A 20,666-nucleotide genomic window follows, 5' to 3' on the forward strand; every position below is an offset into this window, starting at 1 on the left:
TGGGCCGCCCCACACCGCACCTCGTCGTGGGTGGATACGACTCTCCTGCGGGGGCGGGAATTTGAGCGCCAAGGAGCCTGCGTCAGAGCGGAAGGTCGCCAGGGAGTACCCGAGCGGCTCCCACCCGCTTCGTTCGCCGGCCTCATGGCGACTGCAGCGATACCGTACGCGCGGACCACGGCCACCCTGGCCGCGGGCGACCAAGTCGCGGGCGGCGGGGTGGAGGACATCCTTGGCAAAGCGGGGCTCATGTGCAGGGGCCTGGCCGCCTCCCCTGAGCCAGGTCCGTCTGTCGAGGCCTGAACACGTGCGCGGTCAGGTCCGTCCCTGCCGTAGGTGGCGGGAAGCGGCGAGGCAGGAGGACAGCCATGTCGCCTCCTCGCGGTTGATGATCAGGTCCGCAACGGTGATCATCCCGTCCATCGGGCCGTCGAGCCGAATCGAGTGGTCACCGACGGGGAACATCTCCCAGTCCGCGTCGCTGTGCCAGAGTCGAGCGGTCTTCTCGCCCCGACGTTGGGCGAACACGAGTTCCTCTCCGTACTCGTTCATGAAGTATCCGACATAGTCCTTGTCGGTGATCTCACCGCCGCACAAGCGGGCCAGGAGCGGTTCGATCGCGGGGGGTGTGTCGGTCATGCGGCGGGTCCCTCGTCCGGGTCGGGATCTGCGTCCTGCCGTGCCGATGACAGAGCCAGCATGCGGGAGGCTGAGTCCAGCAGGGTCTCGTATGTGATCACTTCTATGCGCGCCTGGTGCGTGTTGTAGGTCCGCAGCGTCTCCGCGATCTCCTGGGAGGTGACGTCCCCCGTCACATACCGCGGGTGTCCGATCACGACCGTCGCCGACGCCCGGCGGGTGTCGAGTCCGTGCTCGGCCAGGATGCTCGGGCGGTTCTCGTCCATGGCCCGGAGGTAGTTCTGCGCCTGGGAGACCGCATGGTGCGCCGGGGCACCCAGCATGAGGTGGCCGGAGCGTCGTATGACCAGGTCCTTGATCTTGGCGCGCTTGAGCTCCACCACGTGCAGGGAGCCGTCGCCGCGCAGGAGCGGGATGTCGAGGATGGCGTCCGGGGTGTACTGCCGGCGTGCCAACTCGGCCACGAAGGCCCCGCCGAAGATCCATTCCTGGTTCTTCAGACAGCCGTGGAGGGCACTCTCGGAACTGTCCGGGTCCTCCACCGCGGTACGCAGGGCCGCCAGGCCGACCTGTCTGGCCCGCAGTTCGAGCAACTGGGCCAGCATGCCGGCGTCGACATCGGCCAGGACGTCGCTCATCATCCGGGCGGCCTCGGCGGAGGCGGGCCGGGGCAGGTTACGGAGGACCATCTCCATGTGCCCGTATTGCTGGAGTCGCCTCGCCTCCTTGGTGGAGAGCCGGATCCCGCCCTCCCCGGCTCCGAGACCCAGGTAGTCGACGGACTGGGCTATGCCACGAAAGAGGTCACGGGCGTCGGCGGCGCTTGCGTCGGGCTTGTCGCGGCACAGGACGTTCAGGGCGGCGACCGCCCTGTCCGCACCCAGCGCGGCCATCCTGCGCATGTGTTCCTCGCTGCGCTGTCGGGCTTCGTCGTCGTAGTAGTTCTCAAGGATGTCGGAACAGTTCGCCTCCGGCATAGGCGGCAAAGCGCTGAAAGCGCCGGGCGAATGCGAAGTCGCCTCGCATGATGGCCTCTTGGGCCACGTCCTCCAAGGCGTTCACCAGCGACCTGCCCTTGCCGTACGTCCCACCGAGGCCGCCCATGATGTGCAGCACCGCGTCGACGCGCTCCCGGACGCGCGCATCCTCAGTCAGTTCCCGTGCTTTCTTGACTAGTTGCCAGAGCGTGAAGCCGGATCGAAATGTCGTCACGTGGGCACACTAGGGGCAGCCACTGACAACCACGCGGTAGCAGTCTCTGTGCACGCGCGAAGGCGTTCCTCGAGCGCACCTTGCCCACAGCCTCGCGCCCCGTGCGACCGCCCGGGCAAATGCCATCTGCTCAGTTCACAGACATAGGGACCAGTCGAGCGCCGTCGCTTCCCAAGCTGAGGGCGCGAGTTCGCTTCTCGTCACCCACTCCAGAGAGAAGCCCCAGGTCATCGGCCTGGGGTTTTTGCATGCCTTCGTCAGCATGTGTCGGCCGTCATCAGTCCTCGATCACCAGACGACAGGGTGACAGGAACCAGGAAAGCGGTGCGCACGAAGTACTCCCCGTTGTAGGCCTTCAGTCGCCTCGCCGGTCGGTCGCCCGCTCAATGCGGTCGATGGCCGCCCGCAGTTCGGCCGCTCCCTCCTTCAGGTTGGGTTCGAAGTCGCCTGACCACCACCGCCGCCGGTGAACGCCGGGTAGTTCGTGGTGAGTCGTGGCATCCGCTCTGTGGCCAACACCCCCGGGCTGCCGGCCCGGGGGTGTTGGCTCGGCCAGGGGCGTGGGGGCGGTGGCCATCGTGGGTGGTCGGTCGGGTGGTTCGGGCGGGTGGTCGTTGCGGTGGTTACAGGCCGATCGGGTTGAGGTAGGTGCCCGGGTGGGTGGCGGCGTCCTGCCTGAGGAGCTGGCCGCCGAAGGGCCAGGTCAGGGTGAAGTGCGTCATCTCGTTCGGCGGGGTGACGAGGAACTTCGACGGGACGAACTTCTCCTTCTGCGGGGTGGACTTGGCCACCGGGAGCAGGGTGACGCTGAAGTCCACCGTGTCGCCCGGCGCGAGGGTCAGCTTCGGGGGCTTCTTGGCGGAGCGCGCCAGCGACCAGGTGCCGTCGATCTTCTGGGCACCCACCATGTCGACACCGGCGAAGCCGGACAGGGTGCAGGTGCGGGCGCTCTTGTTGGTGAACCAGATGTACGCCTGGGTCTGCTTGTCCGTCTGCCCCATCTCCGGCTGCGCGTCCTCCCCCGTGGCGAAGCCGGCCTTCAGGTCGGCGGTGTGGCAGCGGGTCGGCGCGGCCGTGGCGGGCGCGGCCGAGGCCGGGACGGTGGCAGCGGCGGTGCCGGCGGCGACGACGGCCGTCAGGGCCATGGCGGTCAGCTTGCTGTTCATGATGTTCGGGTTCCCCTCGATGCGGACCGGCGCGCGAGGTCAGCGCGCGCCTACACCTCCGTAGACGCGGGAGACCCGAGGACGGTTCGACGTGCCGGGGAGTCCTTCCTCGGGGGTCCGCGGCGGCCTGGGAGCGACCCGACGCGGGCCATAACGCATGGCCGCTTGCGACCGACCTGTGTTAGCGTGATACCAGTTGCAGTTTTGGTTGCCAGAGAATTTTTCTTTGCTGAGCTTTCCGGATCTTTCCGGAGGGGTGATCATCGCGGCGACTCGGCTTCGTAAAGTGCGGAGTCCGGCACTGCCCCTTAGGGAGATTCAATATGGCATCTGGCACCGTGAAGTGGTTCAACGCGGAAAAGGGCTTCGGCTTCATCGAGCAGGACGGCGGCGGCGCTGACGTGTTCGCCCACTACTCGAACATCGCCACCTCCGGCTTCCGCGAGCTTCAGGAAGGCCAGAAGGTTACCTTCGACGTCACGCAGGGCCAGAAGGGCCCGCAGGCCGAGAACATCGTTCCCGCCTGACGCTGACGCGAGTACGTCGCGAGCCGGTGGTTCGCGCTTCGCATCATGTGGCTGGGGCCCGCACTCTAGGGGTGCGGGCCCCAGCCCATTGCCTTGGCCCCCGCCGTCCGGAGTCTTCGTCTCCCGGGCGCCCTTCGGTCTTCAGCACCGCGTGGCCGGGTATTCACGTTTATTTCCACGGCTCATTCTTGCGAATCCTCGCGCGGTCGTCACCGCTGCCGGAATTCCTCGATACGCCGCATCGAGGAAGGGTTCCCGTATGAACCGCACCCGTCGCGCCGGCGGCTCCCGCACCGACGCCAGGTCCACCCGTTCCGCCGCCGGGGGCACCGCCCGCGGTGGCGGCCGCTTCCGTACCCAGGAGCCGGGCCGTCAGGGTTCCCGCCCCGGCGCCGGCCGCAAGGGCAAGCCGGGCGGCCAGGGCGGCCGGCCGAGCGCCGGGCGGCAGGAGTTCGCCCTGCCGGTCACGCTCACCGAGCCGCTGCCCGCCGTCGAGACCTTCGCCGAGCTGGACATGCCCGAGCGGCTGTCCGCCGCGCTCGTCTCCCAGGGCGTGACCGCGCCCTTCCCGATCCAGGCGGCCACCCTGCCCAACGCGCTGGCCGGCCGCGACGTGCTGGGCCGGGGCCGTACCGGCTCGGGCAAGACGCTCGCCTTCGGCCTGCCGGTACTGGCCCGGCTGGACGGACAGCGCGCCCAGCCCCGGCAGCCGCTCGCGCTGGTCCTCGTCCCCACCCGGGAACTGGCCCAGCAGGTCACCGACGCGCTCACCCCGTACGCCCGGGCCCTGCACCTGCGGCTCGCCACCGTCGTGGGCGGCGTCTCGATCGGCCGCCAGGCGGGAGTGCTGCGCGGCGGTGTCGAGGTCGTCGTCGCGACGCCCGGCCGGCTCAAGGACCTCATAGAGCGCGGCGCCTGCAAGCTGGACCACGTCGCGGTCACCGTCCTGGACGAGGCCGACCAGATGGCCGACATGGGGTTCATGCCCCAGGTGACGGCCCTGCTCGACCTGGTGCCCGCGCGCGGTCAGCGGCTGCTGTTCTCGGCCACCCTGGACCGCAACATCGACCTCCTGGTGCGCCGGTATCTGCACGACCCCGTCGTGCACTCGGTCGACCCGTCCGCGGGCGCGGTCACCACGATGGAGCACCACCTGCTGCACGTGCACGACGCCGACAAGCACACGGCCACCACCGAGATCGCCGCCCGCGACGGCCGGGTGATCATGTTCCTGGACACCAAGCACGCCGTCGACCGGCTGGCCAAGCACCTGCTGTCCGTCGGGGTGGCCGCCGCGGCCCTGCACGGCGGCAAGTCCCAGCCGCAGCGCAACCGGACGCTCGCCCAGTTCAAGAACGGCCAGGTCACGGCGTTGGTGACCACCAACGTGGCGGCCCGTGGCATCCACGTCGACGGTCTCGACCTCGTCGTCAACGTCGACCCGCCCGGCGACCACAAGGACTACCTGCACCGGGGCGGCCGTACCGCGCGGGCCGGCGAGTCCGGCACCGTCGTCACCCTGGTGCTGCCGCACCAGCGGCGGGCCGTGGACCGGCTGATGGCCGACGCGGGCATCGCTCCGAGCACCGCCCGGGTCCGGCCGGGCGAGGAGGAGCTGCAGCGCATCACCGGGGCCCGGACGCCTTCCGGCGTGCCGGTCGTCCTTCCCGTGCCGGCCGACGCCCCGAGCGAGGGGCAGGGCAAGAGCGGGGGGAGCTCCGGGCGCCGTCGCAGGGGGCGGGCCGGGGGTGGCGGCCGAAGCGCCGGTGGCCGCGGAGCCGGGAGCCAGAGTGCCGGTGGCCAGGGTGCCGGGCGGGCGGAGCGCGGTAGCCGGGGTGGCGTGTCCCAGGAGCGCGGCCGGAGTGGCGGTCAGGGCCGTCGGTCCGCTCGGGGGGACAGCGCGTAGCGCGTGAGCAGGAACCCGAGGACCTGTGAGGAGGAGAGGCCGCATGCCCGTCGCCGCGCGCGTCGGTTCCGGGCACGGTGACGTCCCGGGGGGCCTCGCAGCGGGGATCCTCGCCTCCATACCCTGACCGGCCGCCGTCGTGTGGTCGTCCGTCGCGTTCCCTTCCGTCCCCGTCCCGTTCCCGTCCTCGTCCTCGTGGAGGTCTTCATGCGCTGTGTCATCGCCCGTTTCCCGTTCGACCTGGTCAAGAGCGAGGTCGAGCAGTCCATGAACGGCGTCACGCCCGAGCCCGTGACCGGGGTGTCCGTGACCATCGGCCGGAGCGTCTACCCCGTGATGCAGGTCGGGGAAGTGATCACCCGGCAGGACCGCCGCGACTTCACCTCGGGTGAGATGCGGCGGGCGCTGACCCGGCTGGGCTTCACCTGCCACGACGCGCGGCCGGTCGCGCCGGTCCACGACGTGCGAGCCGACCAGGACCCGCTCGGCTGGTGAGCCGGGGGGCCGTTTGAGGCGGACGCCGTTTTCTTTGCGCCGGCACCAATCCGTCGGCCCGGCGGGACCGGATTACGCACGGAGACGACCCGACCGCGGAGGCCCCCCTGTGAGAGAAGCCGTGTACATCGGCCGAAATCCCTCGTCGGAACCCGATCTGCAGGAGCTGGTGGGGCGCGTCGCCCTGGGGGACGAGGAGGCGTTCGCGTCCGTCTACGACGCCGTGGCGGGGCCCGTCCTCGGGGTCGTGCGCGCCGTCCTGCGGGACCACGCGCAGTCGGAGGAGGTGGCGCAGGAGGTGCTGGTGGAGGTGTGGCGCACCGCCCCCCGTTACCGGCCCGATCTCGGGACGGCCGTCAACTGGATCCTCACGCTCGCGCACCGCCGCGCCGTGGACCGGGTGCGGTCGGTGGAGGCCGCCGTCGTCCGGGACCACAAGGCCGCGCTGCTGGAGCGGACCCCCGAGTTCGACGAGGTGACCGAGCAGGTCGAGGCCAGACTGGAGCGGGAGCAGGTACGGCGCTGTCTGCGCACCCTCACCGACATCCAGCGGCAGGCCGTCACGCTCGCCTACTACCGGGGGCTGACCTACCGCCAGGTCGCGGAGGCGCTCACGCTTCCGCTGGGCACGGCCAAGACCCGGCTGCGGGACGGGCTCATCCGGCTGCGCGACTGCCTGGGGGTGACCGCGTGACCACCACCGCCGATCTGCACCGGATGACCGGGGCCTACGCCCTGCACGCCCTGGCGGACGACGAACGCGCCGCCTTCGAGCGGCACCTGGCGGGCTGCGAGCCCTGCGCCCAGGAGACCGCCGAGCTGTCCGCCACCGCCGCCCGGCTCGGGCTCGCCGCGACCGTGACGCCCGCGTCGGCGATGCGCGAGCGGGTGCTGCGCCGGGTCTCGTCCGTCCGGCAGGAGCCGCCGGGCGTGTCGACGGCCGTACGGGCGGGCAGGTCCGGGACGCGGGGCCGCTCGCTGTCCCGGTGGGCGCTGGCCGCCTGTCTGGCGGCGGCCGCCGCGCTGGGCGGTACGACGGTGTGGCAGCACCAGCGGGCCGAGGACGCCCTCAGCCGGTCACGGAGCGCGGAGCGGGCCACGGACGGCATCGCCGCCGTCCTGGCCGCGCCGGACGCCCGGACCCGGACGGCCGCGCTGGGCGACGACGCCACCGGCACGGTCGTCGTCTCCCGGAAGCGGGACCGCGCCGTGTTCGTCGTCGCCGGGATGGCCCGGCCCGGTGCCGGGAAGGTCTACCAGCTCTGGTTCGACGACGGCGGCACCATGCGGTCGGCCGGCCTCATGGACCCCGGCCGCACCGACCAGGCGGTGCTGCTCGGCGGCGCCGTCGACGGGGCCTCCGGCATGGGCGTCACCGTGGAGCCGGCGGGCGGCTCCACGAAGCCGACCTCCGCGCCGCTCGCCCTGGTGGGCTTCCCCGCCTGAGCCGGACCGGCGGGTACGGCACCGGGTGCCCGGCGGCGCGGGTCAGACCAGGCCCGTGACCGTCACGGTCACCCGGGCGGGCGGGCGGCCGGGGAGGACTTCGGCCAGGTGTCCCTGTACGGCGGCACGGGCGGCCCGGGCCACCTCCACCGTCCTCGCCCGGCGCAGCGCCACCACCTGGACGTCCACCTGCCAGCCGCCGCCCTCGCCCTCCGGGCCGGGGCCGGGGAAGGGTGTCAGGCGGACTCCGGCGGTCGACGGCCTGCCGGGGGCGGGGCAGGACCACGGGGAGCGGAGCCGGGCGGCCAGGCCCGGCTTGAGGAAGGCGACGCCCGGCACGGCCGACACGACCCTGGCGACCTCCTCGGCGAGTCCGGCGGGCGCGGTGTGCGTGGTCTGTGTGCCGTGCGCGGTCATGGGATGCGTCCCTCCTGGTCGTCGGCCGGGGTGTCGTCGACGAGGTCGGTGACCCGGATGTCCACGGCCGCCGTGGGCATGCCCAGCTCGCGGTCGGCCGTCTCCCGCACCCGCTGCCGTACCCGCTCCGCCAGCAGGGGCAGTACGGCGCCGGGCGGGGCGTGGATGTCGAGACGGATCCCCACCCCGCTGTCCTTCGGGGCGTTCTCCGGGGCCTCGGCGGGTGTGAGGCGGCAGGAGCCGGCGCGGACGCCGTCGACCGTCTCGGCGGCGGCGCGCAGCGCGCGGGCGGCCACCGTCTCCGTGATCCACAGGTCCTCGGCGGGTTCGCCCAGGGGCAGCGGGCGGCCGGGGCGCAGTTCGAGGCGGACCAGGTCCATCACCCGGCGGGCCAGCGGCTCGGCGTCGTGGCCGCGGGGGCCCGGTGTCTCCTCGCGCAGGCCGCGTACGGCGGTCTCCAGGGCGTCGAGGTCGCTCACCGCGCCGCGGCAGTGGGGGCAGCCGGCCCGGTGCGGGTCGGCGGTGCCGCGCTCCCAGTCGTCCCAGACCTGGGACAACAGCCGTCCGCACGGCAGGTGTTCGTCGTCGCCGTGGTCGCGGGCGGTGTCGGGCGGGTCGGTGTGGGTGGTCATCGCCAGGCCCCCAGTGCTCGTGTCAGGCAGCGACGTGCGCGGAAGACGCGGGCACGCACGGCCTGTTGGCTGAGGCCGACCGCGTCCGCGATGAACTCGTAGGAATGGCCGTCCAGTTCCCGCAGCACCCAGCATGCCCGCTGTTCGGCCGTCAGCAGGTCGAGGGCCGTACGCAGCTCGCGGACGGCGTCGCGGGCCTCGGTGAGGCGCTCGGGCGAGGTGGCGTACTCGGCCGCCGGCACCTCGCCCGCCGCCTCCAGGGGTGCCACGGGTCTGCGGGAACGGAGCACGTTCAGGCAGCGGTTGGTGACGATGCGGTACATCCAGGTGCCGAAGGCCGCCCGGCCCTGGAACTCCGGGAGCCGGCGCCAGGCGCTGAGGAAGGCGTCCTGCACCGCGTCCTCCGCCTCCGCGGGGCTGCCCAGCAGCCGGGTGGCCAACCGGAGCAGGGCCGGTGCGTGGCGGTGCACGAGGACCGCGAAGGCGTCCTCGTCGCCCTCGGCGGCCCGGACCGCCAGCAGGGCGTCGTCGGTGACGCCCCCGGCGTCCGGTGGTGCGGTCGGTGTGCGGGGCCCCGCCACTGGGCGGCTCCTCTCGTCCGGTTGCTGCGACCGTTGGACACCCGTGCGCCGAGCCTGTGACGCGGAAGCCCCTCGAATTTCCCATTTATCCGGAGCCGTGCGGTGCGCGGATTGGTGGGGAAAAAAGATTCACTCGATCGGGCCGACGACCAATCCGGAAGGCGGCCGGGGCCGGATTCCCCCCGTGACCGACGACGAGAAGAATCCACCCGGACGCTACGGACCGCCGCGCCTCGCGGCCGGTGCGTTCGCCGGTGCCGTCGCCGGGTTCGCCGCGCTCGCCGTGGCCGAGCTGGTGTCGGCCGGGGTCCGTCCGCAGGCGGGGCCCGTCGTCGCGGTCGGCGGTGCGGCGATCGACCGGACCCCACTCGCCGTGAAGGACTGGGCCGTCCGGAATTTCGGCACGAACGACAAACTCGTGCTGGAACTCGGCATTCTCGCGGTCCTGACGCTTTTCGCCTTCGCCCTCGGAATGGCCGTGCTGCGATTCCGGCGGGCCGGTGCGGCGGGGGTCCTGCTGTTCGGTGTCGTCGGCGCCCTCGCGGCGACCACCCGGCCGGACTCGCGTGGTTTCTCCGACGCGCTGCCGTCACTCGGGGGCGCGGGCGTCGGCGCCGTACTCCTGTACGTCCTCGCCGGTCGGCTGGAGTGGCGGCCGGCGCGGCGGGAGCGGCCTGCCCCGGGTCAGGAAAGCGGCCCGGAGGACAGGCGGGAAGACGGTCCGGACAGTGACCGGGAAGGCGGCCCGGACAGTGACCGGGAAGGCGGGCGGGACAGCAGCCGGGACTGGGACCGGCGCGGGTTCGTGGTCGCGGCCGGTGTGGCGGCCGTGGCCTCCGCCGGGGCCGGGACGCTGGGCCGGTATCTGAACGGCGCGAGCGGCAAGGACGCGGTCGCCTCCCGCGAGCGGCTGGTGCTGCCGGCGCCCGGCTCCCCCGCCCACGCCGTTCCCCGGGGTGCCGGACTCCGCATCCCCGGCATCAGCCCCTTCATCACGCCCAACGACTCCTTCTACCGCGTCGACACCGCGCTGGTGGTGCCGAAGGTGGACGCCACCGCCTGGCGGCTGCGCGTCCACGGCAAGGGCGTGTCCCGGCCGGTCGTGCTCTCCTTCGACGACCTGCTGCGCCGCGAGCTGATCGAACGGGACATCACCCTGACCTGTGTCTCCAACGAGGTCGGCGGCCCCTACGTGGGCACCGCGCGCTGGATCGGCACGCGGCTGGCCGACCTGCTCGCCGAGTGCGGGGTGAAGCCGCCCTCGCGGGGTGGTCCGGCCGACCAGCTGGTGGCCCGCTCGGTGGACGGCATGACCATCGGCAGCCCGGTCGAGGACGTGATGGACGGCCGGGACGCGCTGCTCGCCGTCGGCATGAACGGGCAGCCGCTGCCCTTCGACCATGGCTTCCCGGTACGGATGGTGGTGCCCGGGCTCTACGGGTTCGTCTCCGCCTGCAAGTGGATCACGGACATCGAGCTGACCACCTTCGACTCCTACGACCCCTACTGGGTCAAGCGCGGCTGGGCCCGCAAGGCCCCCATCAAGACCCAGTCCCGCATCGACACCCCCAAGCCCTTCGCGCGGCCCCGTACGGGCACCGTCATGGTCGCCGGGGTCGCCTGGGCGCAGCACCGCGGCATCGACAAGGTCGAGGTGCGGGTCGACGACGGGCCCTGGCAGGAGGCCCGGCTGGCCCCCGAGGACAGCCGGGACACCTGGCGCCAGTGGTCCTTCCCCTGGCAGGCCGGCAAGGGCGGCCACACCCTCACCGTCCGCGCCACCGACCGCTCCGGGCAGGTGCAGACCGACCGGCGCGCCCGGACCGTCCCCGACGGTGCCAGTGGCCGGCACTCCGTCGTGGTCACCGTCGAGTGACCCCCCGAACCCCTTTCCCCCCGAGACAGGCAGCTCCGGCTGCGACAACCCACAGGAGAGATCTCATGAACACCCGTATCCGCCGTGCCGCCGTGACCCTGGCCGCCGCGAGCGTGCTGCCGCTCGCGCTCAGCGCCTGCTCCGACAATGGCGACTCGAAGTCCGACTCCGGAAAGGCGTCGGCGTCGGCCACCGCATCGGACGACGGCATGAGCGGCTCCGGAAGCTCCGCCTCCGCGATGGACGAGCCCTTCGGGTCCGCCTGTTCGGCGGTGCCGAAGAACGGTGCCGGTTCCTTCGACGGCATGGCCAAGGACCCGGTGGCCACCGCCGCCTCCCACAACCCGGCGCTGTCCACGCTGGTCTCCGCCGTGCAGAAGGCCGGCCTGGTCGACACCCTCAACAACGCGCAGAACATCACGGTGTTCGCGCCGACCAACGACGCCTTCAAGAAGATCCCGAAGGCCACCCTGGACAAGGTGCTGAACGACAAGGCCCAGCTCACGAAGATCCTGACCTACCACGTCGTCGGCCAGAAGCTCGCGCCGAAGAACCTGGAGAACGGCTCCTTCCCCACCCTGGAGAAGTCCAAGCTGCGCACGTCCGGCTCCGGCGAGTCGTACACCGTCAACGACTCCGCGAAGGTCGTCTGCGGCAACGTCAAGACCGCCAACGCCACCGTGTACATCGTCGACTCGGTGCTGATGCCGTCCTCCTGACGGTGACTGTCGTCGGGGGTCGGGACCGCGGCGGTCCCGGCCCCCTTCGGCGTTCCGGCGGAGATCCGGCCTTCCGGCGGAGGCCGCGCGGGACTCCGCGTCACAGCGGCGGCCGGAGCGGGTCCTAACCAGTAAGGGAGCCAGCAAGGGAGTCAGTAAGGGAGCCGTAGGGGCATCGGCAGAGGCCTCGCGGACCGAGGCGGGAAGGACACCATCATGACCACGCAGACCACGTACGGCTCCGAGGGCACGGCGGCCGTCGCCGGCGGCGCCACCGGCGCGGACCAGCCGGCCGGGAACCGGGGCCGGACGTCCATCGCCGACCTCGTCGTCGTGAAGGTGGCGGGCATCGCGGCCCGCGAGATCCCCGGGGTGTACGACATGGGCGGCGGCCTGTCCCGCACCATCGGCGCGGTGCGCGACCGGGTGCCGGGCGGGCGGTCCAACGTCGGGCGCGGGGTGAAGGTCGAGGTCGGCGAGCGGCAGGCGGCCGTGGACCTGGACCTCGTCGTCGAGTACGGCGTCCCCCTCACCGACGTGTCCCGGGACGTGCGGGAGAACGTGATCGCGGCGGTGGAGCGCATCACCGGCCTGGAGGTCGTCGAGGTGAACATCGCCGTCAACGACGTCCGGCTACCCGAGGAGGACGAACCCTCGGCCGGCGGCGAGGCCCGGGTGGAGTAAGAGCCGCCGGGCGTGGGCAGGCGGCGGATCCAGGTGGGAGGTGGACGGCGATGAACGCACCGTTCGTAGGGATGATCGCGGGTATGGCGCTGGCCTTCGCCGGGTATTTCGGCGGGTTCGGCGCGTTCGTGCTGGTGGCCGCGCTGGGCGCGGTCGGCTGGGCGGTGGGCCACTGGGCCGGGGGCGGCGGCCGGGTCCGCGACGCGCGGGACCTGTTCGAGCGGAGCCGCCGGTGACCGGAGCGGCACAGCGACAGCCGGGTGCGCAGGCGGCGGGTCGGGGTGCGGGCCGGGCTTCTTTTCGGGGAAGCCGTAAGGGCGCGGGCCGAGGTCGCGGCGCGGCCGGCGACGCGCCGGCGGCCGGCGGACCGCGCCCCGCCCCGCGGCCCGCGGGTGAGAATCGTCGCGGAGACCGTCCGGCAGCCGCCGGCGCCGGTCACCACCCCCGCCCTCGGCGGCGGCACGGAAGGGAAGACGTGATGCGGGACCCTCGGAGCGTCCGTACCGTCGTCAACCGGGTCGCCCTCGGCGTCCTCGGGGCGGCACACCCCGCGGTGGGCGCGGGGCTCACCGTCGGGGGTACGGCCCTCGGGCGCCGGCTGCCGTCCTGGTGGCCGAGTCGGCCGAGTCGGCCGAGTCAGGCGGGCGGCCCACCGCCGGACCAGTGGGGGCCGGCGGAGTCGGCCGCACCGCACGCCACGCACACCCGCCCGCCGATCGGCGCCGTCCCGCACCGGATGCCGCATGTCCGCTGACCCCTACGCCGACGGCGCCCGTCCGGCCGCCCGCTCCGCGCCGCCCGCCGCCTGGTGGCCGGCGCTGCGCCGCACCCCGGTGTCCCTGTGGGACGACGACATCTCGGACTACGCGGCGGCCCTGACGTACTACGCGATCCTGGCCGTGCTGCCCGCCATGCTGGTCACCGTGCTGTCCTTCGGCCTGATCAGCCCGGGTACGGCACGGGAGTTCGTCACCCACGTCACCGCGTACGCGCCCGCCGAGTCCGCCGCCGCCCTGCACGCGGCGCTGTCCCGGGCGCTGGGCGCCGACACCGGCGCGTGGCCGCTGCTGGTGGCCGGCACGGCGAGCGCGCTCTGGTCGGCCTCCAGCTACCTGGCCGTCTTCCGCCGTGCCCTGCACCGGATGCACCGGGTCGAGGACCAGCGCTCGACCTGGCGCAAGGCGCACCGCATCGTCCTGACCGCCCTCGCGCTGCTCGCCCTGCTGCTGACCGGGTCCCTGGCGCTGCTGCTCACCGGGCCGCTCGCCGAGGCCGTCGGGCGACTGCTCGGTCTGGGCGCCACCGCGGCCTGGGCGTGGAACGTGCTGCGCTGGCCGCTGCTGCTGGGCCTGGTGGCGCTGCTCGTCGTGGTGGTCTTCCACACCGGCCCCGACCTGGCGCGCCGGCGCGGGCACAGCCTGCCCGGCGGGGTGCTGGCCGCCGTGCTGTGGCTCGCGGTCTCCGCCGGGTTCGCGTTCTACGCGTCCACCCTGAGCACGTACAGCAGGCTCTACGGCTCCCTCGCCGGCGTCGTCGTCTTCCTCGTCTGGCTGTGGCTGTCCAACCTGGCGCTGCTCACCGGCGCGCAGTTCGCCGCGGAACTCGGCAGGCGGGGTACGGCCGCGCGTCAGAGCACCGGGAAGGCGCCGTCGCCGTAGCACCGCGCGGGCAGCGGGTCCGGGTGGTGCCCGGGGTCGAGGAGGTGGGCGACGACGGCGGCGGTGGTGTCGTGCCAGAAGCCGGAGCGGCGCAGCATCGCGTGGTCGCCGGTGCCGACGAGCGCCATCGCCGTGCGGGCCCCGGCCTGCCGTGCCCGGCGCACACAGGCGGCCGTGTCGGCGGGCGCGGTGATCCGGTCCCGTTCGCCGTGCAGGGCGATCACCTGACGGCCCGTCAGCTGACGTACCGGTTCGCCCGGTGGCCACCAGGGGGCCAGGGCCACCACGGCCCGCACCCGCGGGTGGCTCGCGGCGTGCAGCGCGGCCCGGCCGCCCATGGAGTGGCCGACCAGCACCACGGGCACGGGTCCGGCCAGGTCGGTGAGGCGGCGCAGCGCCTCCAGGGTGTCCCGGACCGGGTCGGCGCGGGTGCCGTTCCAGCCGCGCAGGCGGTAGCGCACCCGGGCGAGCAGCACGTCCCCGTCGGGCAGCGCGGACCTGATCGCCCGCGGGAAGGGGCGCATGCGCAGGGCCGCCGGGTGCCAGGGGCGGGCGGCGACGGTGCTGTCCGCCGCGCCCCCGTGCAGCACCAGTACGGCGGCACGCGGGCGCGGCGGGACCAGCAGCGGCACGAGGGCGCCGGGCGGCGAGGGCGCGGGGCCGGTCATCGGCGCCTCGGCGGGCGGGGGAGGAAGCCGCTGGTGCGGGCCTGGTAGTCGGCGTAGCCGGGGCGGTCGGCCAGGTGGCGTTCCAGCAGCCGTGCCCCGCTGCCGCGGGTCAGCAGCAGGCTCATCACCAGCGGCGACACGACGGAGACGGCCGCCGCGGCGGGCGAGTCGCAGGCGAGCAGGAACAGGCCCCACCAGACGCAGAAGTCGCCGAAGTAGTTCGGGTGCCGGGTCCAGGACCACAGGCCCCGGTCCATGATCCGCCCCTGGTTGGCCGGGTCGGCCTTGAACCGGGCGAGCTGGGCGTCCCCGACCGCCTCGAAGGCGAGGCCGGCCGCCCACAGTGCCGTACCGCACCAGAGCAGCGGGGACGGCGGCCCCGGCACGTACTGCGCCGCCTGCACCGGCAGGGACACCAGCCAGACCAGGGCGCCCTGGAGCAGGTAGACCACGCGCAGGGCGTACGCGTTCCGGTTGCCAGGTGCCTTGGCGAGCAGCGCCTCGTAGCGCGGGTCCTCGCCGTGGCCCCGGCCGCGGCGGGCGATGTGGACGGCGAGCCGCAGCCCCCACAGCGCGGTCAGCGCGGTGACCAGCACCCGCCGGATGAGGTCCCCGTGCCCGGCGGAGGCCGCGAGGGTCACGGCGGCCACGGCGGTGAAGCCGATCCCCCAGGCGACGTCCACGATCCGGTGCACGCCCGCGCGCACCGCGACGGCGAAGGTCACCAGCAGCACCGCGAGCGCCGCGGCGGCGGCCCAGGCGAGGTTCACGGCGAAGGCACCCCACGGGAACGCACTCCACGGAGAGCCGCCCCACCGGAAGCCGCCCCACTGGAAGCCGTTCACGCGTTCTCCAGGCCGTCGTACCAGGAGCGCGTGGTCGCCGGCATGCCGCTGGCGCCCTCCGGGCCGGGCCGGACGCTCAGGATCTGGTCGACGCCCATGCGTCCCTCCTCGAAGGCCAGGGCCCCGCCGACCAGGTAGAGCCGCCACACCCGGGCCGTCTCCGCCCCGACCAGCCGGACGAACTCCGCCCAGCGCGCCTCCAGTGTGCGGTGCCAGGCGGCCACCGTACGGACGTAGTGCTCGCGCAGCGACTCGGTGTGCCGGACCTCCAGACCGGCCGCCTCCAGCAGGCCCGTCGTCTCGCCGAGCGGGCGCATGTGCATGTCGGGGGCGATGTACGCCTCGATGAAGGGGCCCCCGCCGGGAGCGGTGCGCCCCCGGGACATCTGCTGCACCAGCACCCGGCCGCCCGGCCGGACCAGCCGGTGCAGGGCGGCGGCGAACGCCGGGTACTCGGCGTCGCCGACGTGCTCGCCCATCTCGATCGACGTGACGGCGTCGAAGCCGCCGCCCGCGATGTCCCGGTAGTCCTGGCAGACCACGTCCACGCGCCCGGTCAGGCCGCGGGCGGCGACCTGCTCGCGGACGTACGCCGCCTGCTCCCGGGCCAGCGTGACGGCGGTGACCAGCGTGCCGTGCCGTTCGGCCGCGTGCAGGGTGAGCGAGCCCCAGCCGCAGCCGATGTCCAGCAGCCGGGCGCCGGGCCGCAGGGCGAGCTTGCGGCAGACCAGCTCCAGCTTGGCCCGCTGCGCGGCGGCCGACGTGAAGTCGGGCTCCTCGCTCGCCCAGTAGCCGCACGAGTAGGCCATCGTGTCGTCGAGGAGCAGGGCGTAGAAGTCGTTGGACAGGTCGTAGTGGTGGCTGATCGCGGCCCGGTCCCGGACCCTGCTGTGCAGGCCGCCGCGCAGCCGGGCCTGGGAGGCGGGGGCGGGGAGCGGCGGGCCCACGACACCGAGGCGTACGGCGGTGCCGAGCGCCCGGGCCCGGTCGGCGGGCGTGAGCCGGGGCGGGCGCCGGCCGCGTTCCCGCGCGGCCCGCCACATCGTGCGCAGACCGTCGCCGAGGTCGCCCTCGATGTCGAGTTCGCCGGTCACGTACGCCTGGGCCAGGCCCAGTTCGCCGGGCTGCCACAGCAGGCGGCGCAGGGCGCGCCGGGACCGCACCACGACCACGGGGGCGCCGGCCGGGCCGGTCTCGCTGCCGTCCCAGGCGCGCAGCCGCACGGGCAGCGGGCCGCCGAGCGCGTCCGCGGCGAGGGCGGCGAGCCGGTGGGCCGCGCCGGTCCGGGGGGCGGGCTGGACACTGGTCATCGGGCGGGGTCCTCCTTGGTGAACAGGTACTGGTGCACGTCGAGGTAGCCGGAGCGGAACCCGGCCTCGGAGTAGGCGAGGTAGAAGGTCCACAGGCGGCGGAAGGTCGCGTCGAAGCCGAGCGCCTCGACGTCGTCGGCGCGTGCGGTGAACCGCTCCCGCCACAGGCGCAGGGTCTCGGCGTAGTGGGCGCCGAAGCCGTCCCGGCGGACCGGGCGGAGCCGGGTGTGGTCGCGGGCGGTCTCCTCGATCGCCCGGGTGGAGGGGATGAGGCCGCCGGGGAACACGTACTTGTGGATCCAGGTGAAGGTGTCCCGGGTGGCGAGCATCCGCTCGTGCGGCATGGTGATGGCCTGGAGCGCGGCCCGGCCGCCGGGGGCCAGCCGGTCGTCCAGGGTGCGGAAGTACACCGGCCAGAACTCCGCGCCGACCGCCTCGATCATCTCCACGCTCACCACGGCGTCGTACGTGCCGCGTGCCTCGCGGTAGTCGCACAGCTCGATCGAGACCCGGTCCGCCAGCCCCGCCGCGCGCACCCGCTCCAAGGCCAGGGCGCGCTGTTCCCGGGAGAGGGTGAGCGAGGTGACCCGGGCGCCTCGGTCGGCGGCCCGCAGGGCGAGTTCGCCCCAGCCGGTGCCGATCTCCAGCAGCCGGGTGCCCGCGCCGACCCCGGCCAGGTCGAGCAGCCGGTCGACCTTGCGGCGCTGGGCGGCGGCGAGCAGGTCCCAGGTCGCCGGGAAGCCCCGGAAGACGGCGGCGGAGTAGCTGAGGGTGTCGTCGAGGAAGAGGGCGAACAGGTCGTTGGACAGGTCGTAGTGGCGGCTGATGTTGGAGCGGGAGCCGTCGGGGGTGTTGCGCTCGGCGCCCGGGTGGCGCGGCGCCCACAGGCCGCGCAGCCGTTGCAGCGGGGCCGGCACCAGCTCGGCGGCGTGCGCGGCGAGCACGGTGAGCGCGCCGACCAGGTCGGGGGCGTCCCACTCGCCGGCCATGTACGACTCGCCGAACCCGACCAGGCCGCCGGTGCCGATCCGGGCGTGGAAGGCGTCCGGGTCCCGCACCTCCAGTACCGGGCCGCCCCGCCCGACCGGCTCCCCGTCCCCGTCCCCGTCGCCGAACCGCACCCGCAACGGCAGCTCCCGCAGGGCGCGTCGGAGCAGGGCGGCGGTGACGGCGCCGCGGGCCCGGGAGGAGCGGGGGACGGTGGTGATGTCGGGCCAGGGCGTGGGGGCGGGGGCGTCCGGGGCCGGGCGGGGAGCGGGTACGGCGGGGCGCGTGGCGGGCGCGTCGGGGGTGGTGGCGGGCCGGGTCGTCGTCATGGGGTGGTCTCCGGGGTGCGGTGGTGCGCGGGCCGCGGCTGGACGGGCAGGCCCCGCAGGTAGAGGCGTATGCCGTGGGCTCTGATGGCGGCCGAGACGGTGAGGGTGGACCAGGGGTGGCGCAGGGCCAGCCGCAGCAGGGCCGCCGGGGTCGCCGCGCGCCGGGTGCCGCGTACCGTCGCGGTGAGGGCCCGGCCGCCGGGGCGGTCCAGGTGGATGGTGAGGTCGAGGCGCCGGTCCGGGAGCGGCAGCCGCATGCGGTAGGCGCCGTCGACCGGGAAGAAGGGCGAGACGTAGAACCGCTTGTCGGTACGGGCGGTGCCGGCCGCGTCCGGGCGCAGCACGTAGGAGTGCCGGCCGCCGTAGGTGTTGTGCACCTCGGCGACCACGCAGCGCAGGGTGCCGTCGGGGCCGTGGCACCAGTACAGGGTGAGCGGGTTGAAGACGTACCCGAGGACCCGGGCGGCGGCGAGCATCAGCACCCGGCCGCCGTCCAGGGAGATCCCGTGCGCGGCGAGCAGGGCGTCCAGGCCGGCCCGGATCGAGGGGTGCTCCCCGGTGAAGTGGTCGCGGGCCTCGAAGCGGGCGAGGGGCCGCAGCGGCCGTGGCAGGCGGGGCGGCCGGTCCGGATCGATGAGCCACAGGTAGGTGCGGTGCCGCAGGGTGTAGCGCCGGGGGGCGGTGCGCACGTGCCCGACCGTGCACGGGTAGAGGGCGGGTACGGCGGTCACCAGCGCACCCCCAGCGCGGCGGCGGCCTCGACACCGGAACGGCAGCCGTCCTCGTGGAAACCCCAGCCGTGGTAGGCACCCGCGAACGCGCAGACCTCACTGTTCAGTTGGGGCAGAGCGCGCTGAGCCGCCACCGACTCCGGTGTGTAGACGGGGTGTTCGTAGACCATGCGGGCCAGCACCCGGCCGGGGTCGACCCGGTCCTCCCCGCCGAGCGTGACCACGAACGACTCGGCCGCGTCCAGGCGTTGGAGCCGGTTCATGTCGTAGCTGACCCGCACCCGGTCGGCGCCGGCCGCACACGCCGGCATGAGGTAGTTCCAGGAGGCGCGGGCGCCCCGGGACCTCGGCAGCAGCCGGGTGTCGGTGTGCAGCAGGGTGGTGTTGCGGGAGTAGCGGAACGCGCCCAGCACCTCGCGTTCCCGCTCGCTCGCGTCGGCCAGCAGCGCCAGGGCCTGGTCCGGGTGGACGGCGATCACCACGGCGTCGTACGACTCGGTGGTGCCGTCCTCGGCCGTGACGTCGGCTCCGCCGGCGTGCCGGCGCACCGCCCGCACGGGGGTGGCGGTGCGCACCTCGCCGATGTGCTTGGCGATCCGGTCGACGTAGGCGCGCGACCCGCCGGTCACCGTGCGCCAGACCGGCGAGCCGCCGACCGACAGCATCCCGTGGTGCTCCAGGAACCGGAACAGGTAGGCGGCCGGGTAGCGCTGTGCGGTGCCGGCGTCGCAGGACCACACCGCCGACACCAGCGGGGTCATGAAGTGGGCGCGGAAGTAGGGGGAGAAGCGCTCCCGGTCCAGGAACGCGCCCAGGGTCAGGCCGCCTTGACCGCCCCGGGCGAGCAGGCGCCGGGCCGCCCGGTGGAAGCGGGGCACCTCGGCGAGCAACCGCAGGAAGGGGCCGCGCAGGGCGTTGCGGGGCTGGGCGAGGAGTCCGGCGGGGCCGCGGGCGCCCGCGTATTCGAGGCCGCAGCCCTCGCACCGTACCGACATGCTCATCTCCGACTCCTGTGTGGTGACACCGAGTTCGTCGAAGAGCCGCAGCAGGTGCGGGTAGGTGCGCCGGTTGTGCACGATGAACCCGGAGTCGACGCGGTGCACCCGGCCGTCGGAGGGGGAGGTCAGCTCGTGGGTGTGGGCGTGGCCGCCGAGCCGGCCGTCGGCCTCGTACAGGGTCACGTGCCCGCCCCGGCTCAGGACGTACGCGGCGGTCAGCCCCGCCACCCCCGACCCCACCACGGCCGTCCGCCGCCTGTACGGGGCCGGGTGCCCCGCCCCGTACGGGACGTCCCGTGCCGTCCGCTCCATCGTCTCTCCTCGCGCGCCGCGTGATCAGGTCTGCGCGCGTAATCCGGAGCGGGGGCGGGCGGCGGATTGGCCGGGGGCGCGGTCCCGTCGCATCCGCGCCGGAGTCGCACGGGCCGCGCGCCCGGGGCGTACGGTGCTCCGTCCCCTCCTCGCGCGCCTCGGACGGTGTTCTCCCAAGCGGTGGCAATTCCTCCGCGGGCGCTCTCCGTTTCAGCTCCGTGAACAGTTCTTGACGTACCCGGAGGTGATCGGCGGGCGGGCCGTGTGATCGGCCGGTGCGGGTATTCACGACAGCAGACGGCGGCCGGTTCGCGCCGCCCCGGGGAATGCGGTGTCCCTTTTCCGCGCACCGCCGGACACGCACCAGGTCAGCCGGATCGGGGGGCGGTTTCGCGGTCGGTCGGCCGCGTCCGTACCGGTCCCCCGGAATCATTTCTCCCGGTTTGCAGCGCACAAGGGTTCGGCCACCGGGGACTGGCCGAGAGTCTCCCGGCGGTAAACGGGACGAAGGGGACAGGAAAGCCTATT

Annotated in this window: 24 protein-coding genes; 11 read left to right on the forward strand and 13 right to left on the reverse strand. The window is 73.8% G+C overall.

The features are described from left to right. Nucleotides 1–315 precede the first annotated feature (315 nt). From NX794_RS32215 to NX794_RS32230, 4 genes are all read right to left on the reverse strand, one after another. On the reverse strand, nucleotides 316–639 hold the full coding sequence (locus NX794_RS32215; protein ID WP_258783204.1) for a hypothetical protein: 324 nt from the start codon (nucleotides 637–639) through the stop codon (nucleotides 316–318). Beyond that, on the reverse strand, nucleotides 636–1,616 hold the full coding sequence (locus tag NX794_RS32220; protein WP_258783205.1) for a DUF4263 domain-containing protein: 981 nt from the start codon (nucleotides 1,614–1,616) through the stop codon (nucleotides 636–638). The genes NX794_RS32215 and NX794_RS32220 overlap by 4 nt, the downstream gene beginning before the upstream one ends. Then, nucleotides 1,585–1,851 carry a hypothetical protein gene (locus tag NX794_RS32225; RefSeq protein ID WP_258783206.1) on the reverse strand — a complete coding sequence of 89 codons (267 nt, stop codon included), beginning with the start codon at nucleotides 1,849–1,851 and terminating at the stop codon, nucleotides 1,585–1,587. Before NX794_RS32225 ends, NX794_RS32220 begins: the two co-directional genes overlap by 32 nt. 623 nt (nucleotides 1,852–2,474) lie before the next feature. Next, the gene (locus NX794_RS32230) at nucleotides 2,475–3,017 is read right to left on the reverse strand and encodes a DUF4232 domain-containing protein (RefSeq protein WP_258783207.1); all 543 of its coding nucleotides are present in this window, start codon (nucleotides 3,015–3,017) and stop codon (nucleotides 2,475–2,477) included. 323 nt (nucleotides 3,018–3,340) lie between these two features. On the opposite strand from NX794_RS32230, the gene NX794_RS32235 reads away from it, so the two are divergent. The 5 genes from NX794_RS32235 to NX794_RS32255 all read left to right on the forward strand — a co-directional run bounded on the left by NX794_RS32235 (nucleotide 3,341) and on the right by NX794_RS32255 (nucleotide 7,391). Beyond that, nucleotides 3,341–3,544: a cold-shock protein gene (locus tag NX794_RS32235; RefSeq protein WP_007383480.1), complete on the forward strand. Its 204-nt coding sequence runs from the start codon at nucleotides 3,341–3,343 to the stop codon at nucleotides 3,542–3,544. 259 nt (nucleotides 3,545–3,803) lie between these two features. Further along, nucleotides 3,804–5,450 (forward strand): DEAD/DEAH box helicase, encoded by a 1,647-nt coding sequence (locus NX794_RS32240; RefSeq protein WP_258783208.1) that lies wholly within the window; start codon nucleotides 3,804–3,806, stop codon nucleotides 5,448–5,450. A gap of 207 nt (nucleotides 5,451–5,657) precedes the next feature. Then, a complete protein-coding gene (locus NX794_RS32245) occupies nucleotides 5,658–5,945 on the forward strand; it encodes an SCO5918 family protein (protein WP_258783209.1) in 288 nt (95 codons plus the stop codon). Nucleotides 5,946–6,054: 109 nt separating this feature from the next. Continuing rightward, the gene (locus tag NX794_RS32250; RefSeq protein ID WP_258783210.1) at nucleotides 6,055–6,639 is read left to right on the forward strand and encodes a sigma-70 family RNA polymerase sigma factor; all 585 of its coding nucleotides are present in this window, start codon (nucleotides 6,055–6,057) and stop codon (nucleotides 6,637–6,639) included. Between the two features lie 23 nt (nucleotides 6,640–6,662). After that, nucleotides 6,663–7,391: an anti-sigma factor gene (locus NX794_RS32255; protein ID WP_258783250.1), complete on the forward strand. Its 729-nt coding sequence runs from the start codon at nucleotides 6,663–6,665 to the stop codon at nucleotides 7,389–7,391. A 42-nt stretch (nucleotides 7,392–7,433) separates the two neighbouring features. Here NX794_RS32255 and NX794_RS32260 read toward each other — a convergent pair whose 3' ends face one another. From NX794_RS32260 to NX794_RS32270, 3 genes are read right to left on the reverse strand one after another with little or no spacing between them, the layout of a single operon-like run. Beyond that, the gene (locus NX794_RS32260) at nucleotides 7,434–7,808 is read right to left on the reverse strand and encodes a hypothetical protein (protein ID WP_258783211.1); all 375 of its coding nucleotides are present in this window, start codon (nucleotides 7,806–7,808) and stop codon (nucleotides 7,434–7,436) included. After that, nucleotides 7,805–8,440, reverse strand: coding sequence for an Asp23/Gls24 family envelope stress response protein (locus NX794_RS32265; protein ID WP_258783212.1), 636 nt, complete (start codon nucleotides 8,438–8,440; stop codon nucleotides 7,805–7,807). Before NX794_RS32265 ends, NX794_RS32260 begins: the two co-directional genes overlap by 4 nt. Continuing rightward, the gene (locus tag NX794_RS32270; RefSeq protein ID WP_258783213.1) at nucleotides 8,437–9,021 is read right to left on the reverse strand and encodes an RNA polymerase sigma factor; all 585 of its coding nucleotides are present in this window, start codon (nucleotides 9,019–9,021) and stop codon (nucleotides 8,437–8,439) included. Before NX794_RS32270 ends, NX794_RS32265 begins: the two co-directional genes overlap by 4 nt. 184 nt (nucleotides 9,022–9,205) lie before the next feature. On the opposite strand from NX794_RS32270, the gene NX794_RS32275 reads away from it, so the two are divergent. The 6 genes from NX794_RS32275 to NX794_RS32300 all read left to right on the forward strand — a co-directional run bounded on the left by NX794_RS32275 (nucleotide 9,206) and on the right by NX794_RS32300 (nucleotide 13,958). Beyond that, on the forward strand, nucleotides 9,206–10,897 hold the full coding sequence (locus NX794_RS32275; RefSeq protein ID WP_258783214.1) for a molybdopterin-dependent oxidoreductase: 1,692 nt from the start codon (nucleotides 9,206–9,208) through the stop codon (nucleotides 10,895–10,897). A 65-nt stretch (nucleotides 10,898–10,962) separates the two neighbouring features. Beyond that, nucleotides 10,963–11,616 carry a fasciclin domain-containing protein gene (locus NX794_RS32280; RefSeq protein WP_258783215.1) on the forward strand — a complete coding sequence of 218 codons (654 nt, stop codon included), beginning with the start codon at nucleotides 10,963–10,965 and terminating at the stop codon, nucleotides 11,614–11,616. A gap of 216 nt (nucleotides 11,617–11,832) precedes the next feature. Further along, a complete protein-coding gene (locus NX794_RS32285) occupies nucleotides 11,833–12,300 on the forward strand; it encodes an Asp23/Gls24 family envelope stress response protein (RefSeq protein WP_258783216.1) in 468 nt (155 codons plus the stop codon). A gap of 50 nt (nucleotides 12,301–12,350) precedes the next feature. Further along, nucleotides 12,351–12,536 (forward strand): hypothetical protein, encoded by a 186-nt coding sequence (locus tag NX794_RS32290; RefSeq protein WP_258783217.1) that lies wholly within the window; start codon nucleotides 12,351–12,353, stop codon nucleotides 12,534–12,536. Nucleotides 12,537–12,778: 242 nt separating this feature from the next. Then, nucleotides 12,779–13,054: a hypothetical protein gene (locus NX794_RS32295; protein WP_258783218.1), complete on the forward strand. Its 276-nt coding sequence runs from the start codon at nucleotides 12,779–12,781 to the stop codon at nucleotides 13,052–13,054. Beyond that, nucleotides 13,044–13,958, forward strand: a complete 915-nt coding sequence (locus NX794_RS32300) for a YihY/virulence factor BrkB family protein (protein WP_258783219.1) — start codon at nucleotides 13,044–13,046, stop codon at nucleotides 13,956–13,958. Before NX794_RS32295 ends, NX794_RS32300 begins: the two co-directional genes overlap by 11 nt. Here the strand turns inward: NX794_RS32300 and NX794_RS32305 are convergent. From NX794_RS32305 to NX794_RS32330, 6 genes are read right to left on the reverse strand one after another with little or no spacing between them, the layout of a single operon-like run. Beyond that, nucleotides 13,928–14,626, reverse strand: a complete 699-nt coding sequence (locus NX794_RS32305) for an alpha/beta hydrolase (protein WP_258783220.1) — start codon at nucleotides 14,624–14,626, stop codon at nucleotides 13,928–13,930. The genes NX794_RS32300 and NX794_RS32305 overlap by 31 nt on opposite strands. Further along, on the reverse strand, nucleotides 14,623–15,471 hold the full coding sequence (locus NX794_RS32310) for a DUF1295 domain-containing protein (RefSeq protein ID WP_258783221.1): 849 nt from the start codon (nucleotides 15,469–15,471) through the stop codon (nucleotides 14,623–14,625). Before NX794_RS32310 ends, NX794_RS32305 begins: the two co-directional genes overlap by 4 nt. Beyond that, complete coding sequence (locus tag NX794_RS32315) at nucleotides 15,468–16,781, reverse strand: SAM-dependent methyltransferase (protein WP_258783222.1); 1,314 nt, start codon at nucleotides 16,779–16,781, stop codon at nucleotides 15,468–15,470. The genes NX794_RS32310 and NX794_RS32315 overlap by 4 nt, the downstream gene beginning before the upstream one ends. Next, on the reverse strand, nucleotides 16,778–18,097 hold the full coding sequence (locus NX794_RS32320) for an SAM-dependent methyltransferase (RefSeq protein WP_258783223.1): 1,320 nt from the start codon (nucleotides 18,095–18,097) through the stop codon (nucleotides 16,778–16,780). The genes NX794_RS32315 and NX794_RS32320 overlap by 4 nt, the downstream gene beginning before the upstream one ends. Next, nucleotides 18,094–18,828 carry a DUF1365 domain-containing protein gene (locus NX794_RS32325; protein ID WP_258783224.1) on the reverse strand — a complete coding sequence of 245 codons (735 nt, stop codon included), beginning with the start codon at nucleotides 18,826–18,828 and terminating at the stop codon, nucleotides 18,094–18,096. Before NX794_RS32325 ends, NX794_RS32320 begins: the two co-directional genes overlap by 4 nt. Continuing rightward, a complete protein-coding gene (locus tag NX794_RS32330; RefSeq protein ID WP_258783225.1) occupies nucleotides 18,825–20,138 on the reverse strand; it encodes an NAD(P)/FAD-dependent oxidoreductase in 1,314 nt (437 codons plus the stop codon). The genes NX794_RS32325 and NX794_RS32330 overlap by 4 nt, the downstream gene beginning before the upstream one ends. Nucleotides 20,139–20,666 lie beyond the last annotated feature (528 nt).

This window comes from Streptomyces pyxinicus (genome assembly GCF_024753135.1).
GTDB lineage: Bacteria > Actinomycetota > Actinomycetes > Streptomycetales > Streptomycetaceae > Streptomyces > Streptomyces pyxinicus.

What these genes read in the sequence shown, in the direction of transcription:
- NX794_RS32285 (WP_258783216.1), top strand. Translation starts at nt 11,833, where the DNA reads ATGACCACGCAGACCACGTACGGCTCCGAGGGCACGGCGGCCGTCGCC.
- NX794_RS32260 (WP_258783211.1), bottom strand. Translation starts at nt 7,808, where the DNA reads ATGACCGCGCACGGCACACAGACCACGCACACCGCGCCCGCCGGACTC.
- NX794_RS32255 (WP_258783250.1), top strand. Translation starts at nt 6,663, where the DNA reads ATGACCGGGGCCTACGCCCTGCACGCCCTGGCGGACGACGAACGCGCC.
- NX794_RS32235 (WP_007383480.1), top strand. Translation starts at nt 3,341, where the DNA reads ATGGCATCTGGCACCGTGAAGTGGTTCAACGCGGAAAAGGGCTTCGGC.
- NX794_RS32295 (WP_258783218.1), top strand. Translation starts at nt 12,779, where the DNA reads ATGCGGGACCCTCGGAGCGTCCGTACCGTCGTCAACCGGGTCGCCCTC.
- NX794_RS32215 (WP_258783204.1), bottom strand. Translation starts at nt 639, where the DNA reads ATGACCGACACACCCCCCGCGATCGAACCGCTCCTGGCCCGCTTGTGC.
- NX794_RS32315 (WP_258783222.1), bottom strand. Translation starts at nt 16,781, where the DNA reads ATGACCAGTGTCCAGCCCGCCCCCCGGACCGGCGCGGCCCACCGGCTC.
- NX794_RS32265 (WP_258783212.1), bottom strand. Translation starts at nt 8,440, where the DNA reads ATGACCACCCACACCGACCCGCCCGACACCGCCCGCGACCACGGCGAC.
- NX794_RS32245 (WP_258783209.1), top strand. Translation starts at nt 5,658, where the DNA reads ATGCGCTGTGTCATCGCCCGTTTCCCGTTCGACCTGGTCAAGAGCGAG.
- NX794_RS32320 (WP_258783223.1), bottom strand. Translation starts at nt 18,097, where the DNA reads ATGACGACGACCCGGCCCGCCACCACCCCCGACGCGCCCGCCACGCGC.
- NX794_RS32280 (WP_258783215.1), top strand. Translation starts at nt 10,963, where the DNA reads ATGAACACCCGTATCCGCCGTGCCGCCGTGACCCTGGCCGCCGCGAGC.
- NX794_RS32330 (WP_258783225.1), bottom strand. Translation starts at nt 20,138, where the DNA reads ATGGAGCGGACGGCACGGGACGTCCCGTACGGGGCGGGGCACCCGGCC.
- NX794_RS32240 (WP_258783208.1), top strand. Translation starts at nt 3,804, where the DNA reads ATGAACCGCACCCGTCGCGCCGGCGGCTCCCGCACCGACGCCAGGTCC.
- NX794_RS32230 (WP_258783207.1), bottom strand. Translation starts at nt 3,017, where the DNA reads ATGAACAGCAAGCTGACCGCCATGGCCCTGACGGCCGTCGTCGCCGCC.
- NX794_RS32290 (WP_258783217.1), top strand. Translation starts at nt 12,351, where the DNA reads ATGAACGCACCGTTCGTAGGGATGATCGCGGGTATGGCGCTGGCCTTC.
- NX794_RS32305 (WP_258783220.1), bottom strand. Translation starts at nt 14,626, where the DNA reads ATGACCGGCCCCGCGCCCTCGCCGCCCGGCGCCCTCGTGCCGCTGCTG.
- NX794_RS32220 (WP_258783205.1), bottom strand. Translation starts at nt 1,616, where the DNA reads ATGCCGGAGGCGAACTGTTCCGACATCCTTGAGAACTACTACGACGAC.
- NX794_RS32300 (WP_258783219.1), top strand. Translation starts at nt 13,044, where the DNA reads ATGTCCGCTGACCCCTACGCCGACGGCGCCCGTCCGGCCGCCCGCTCC.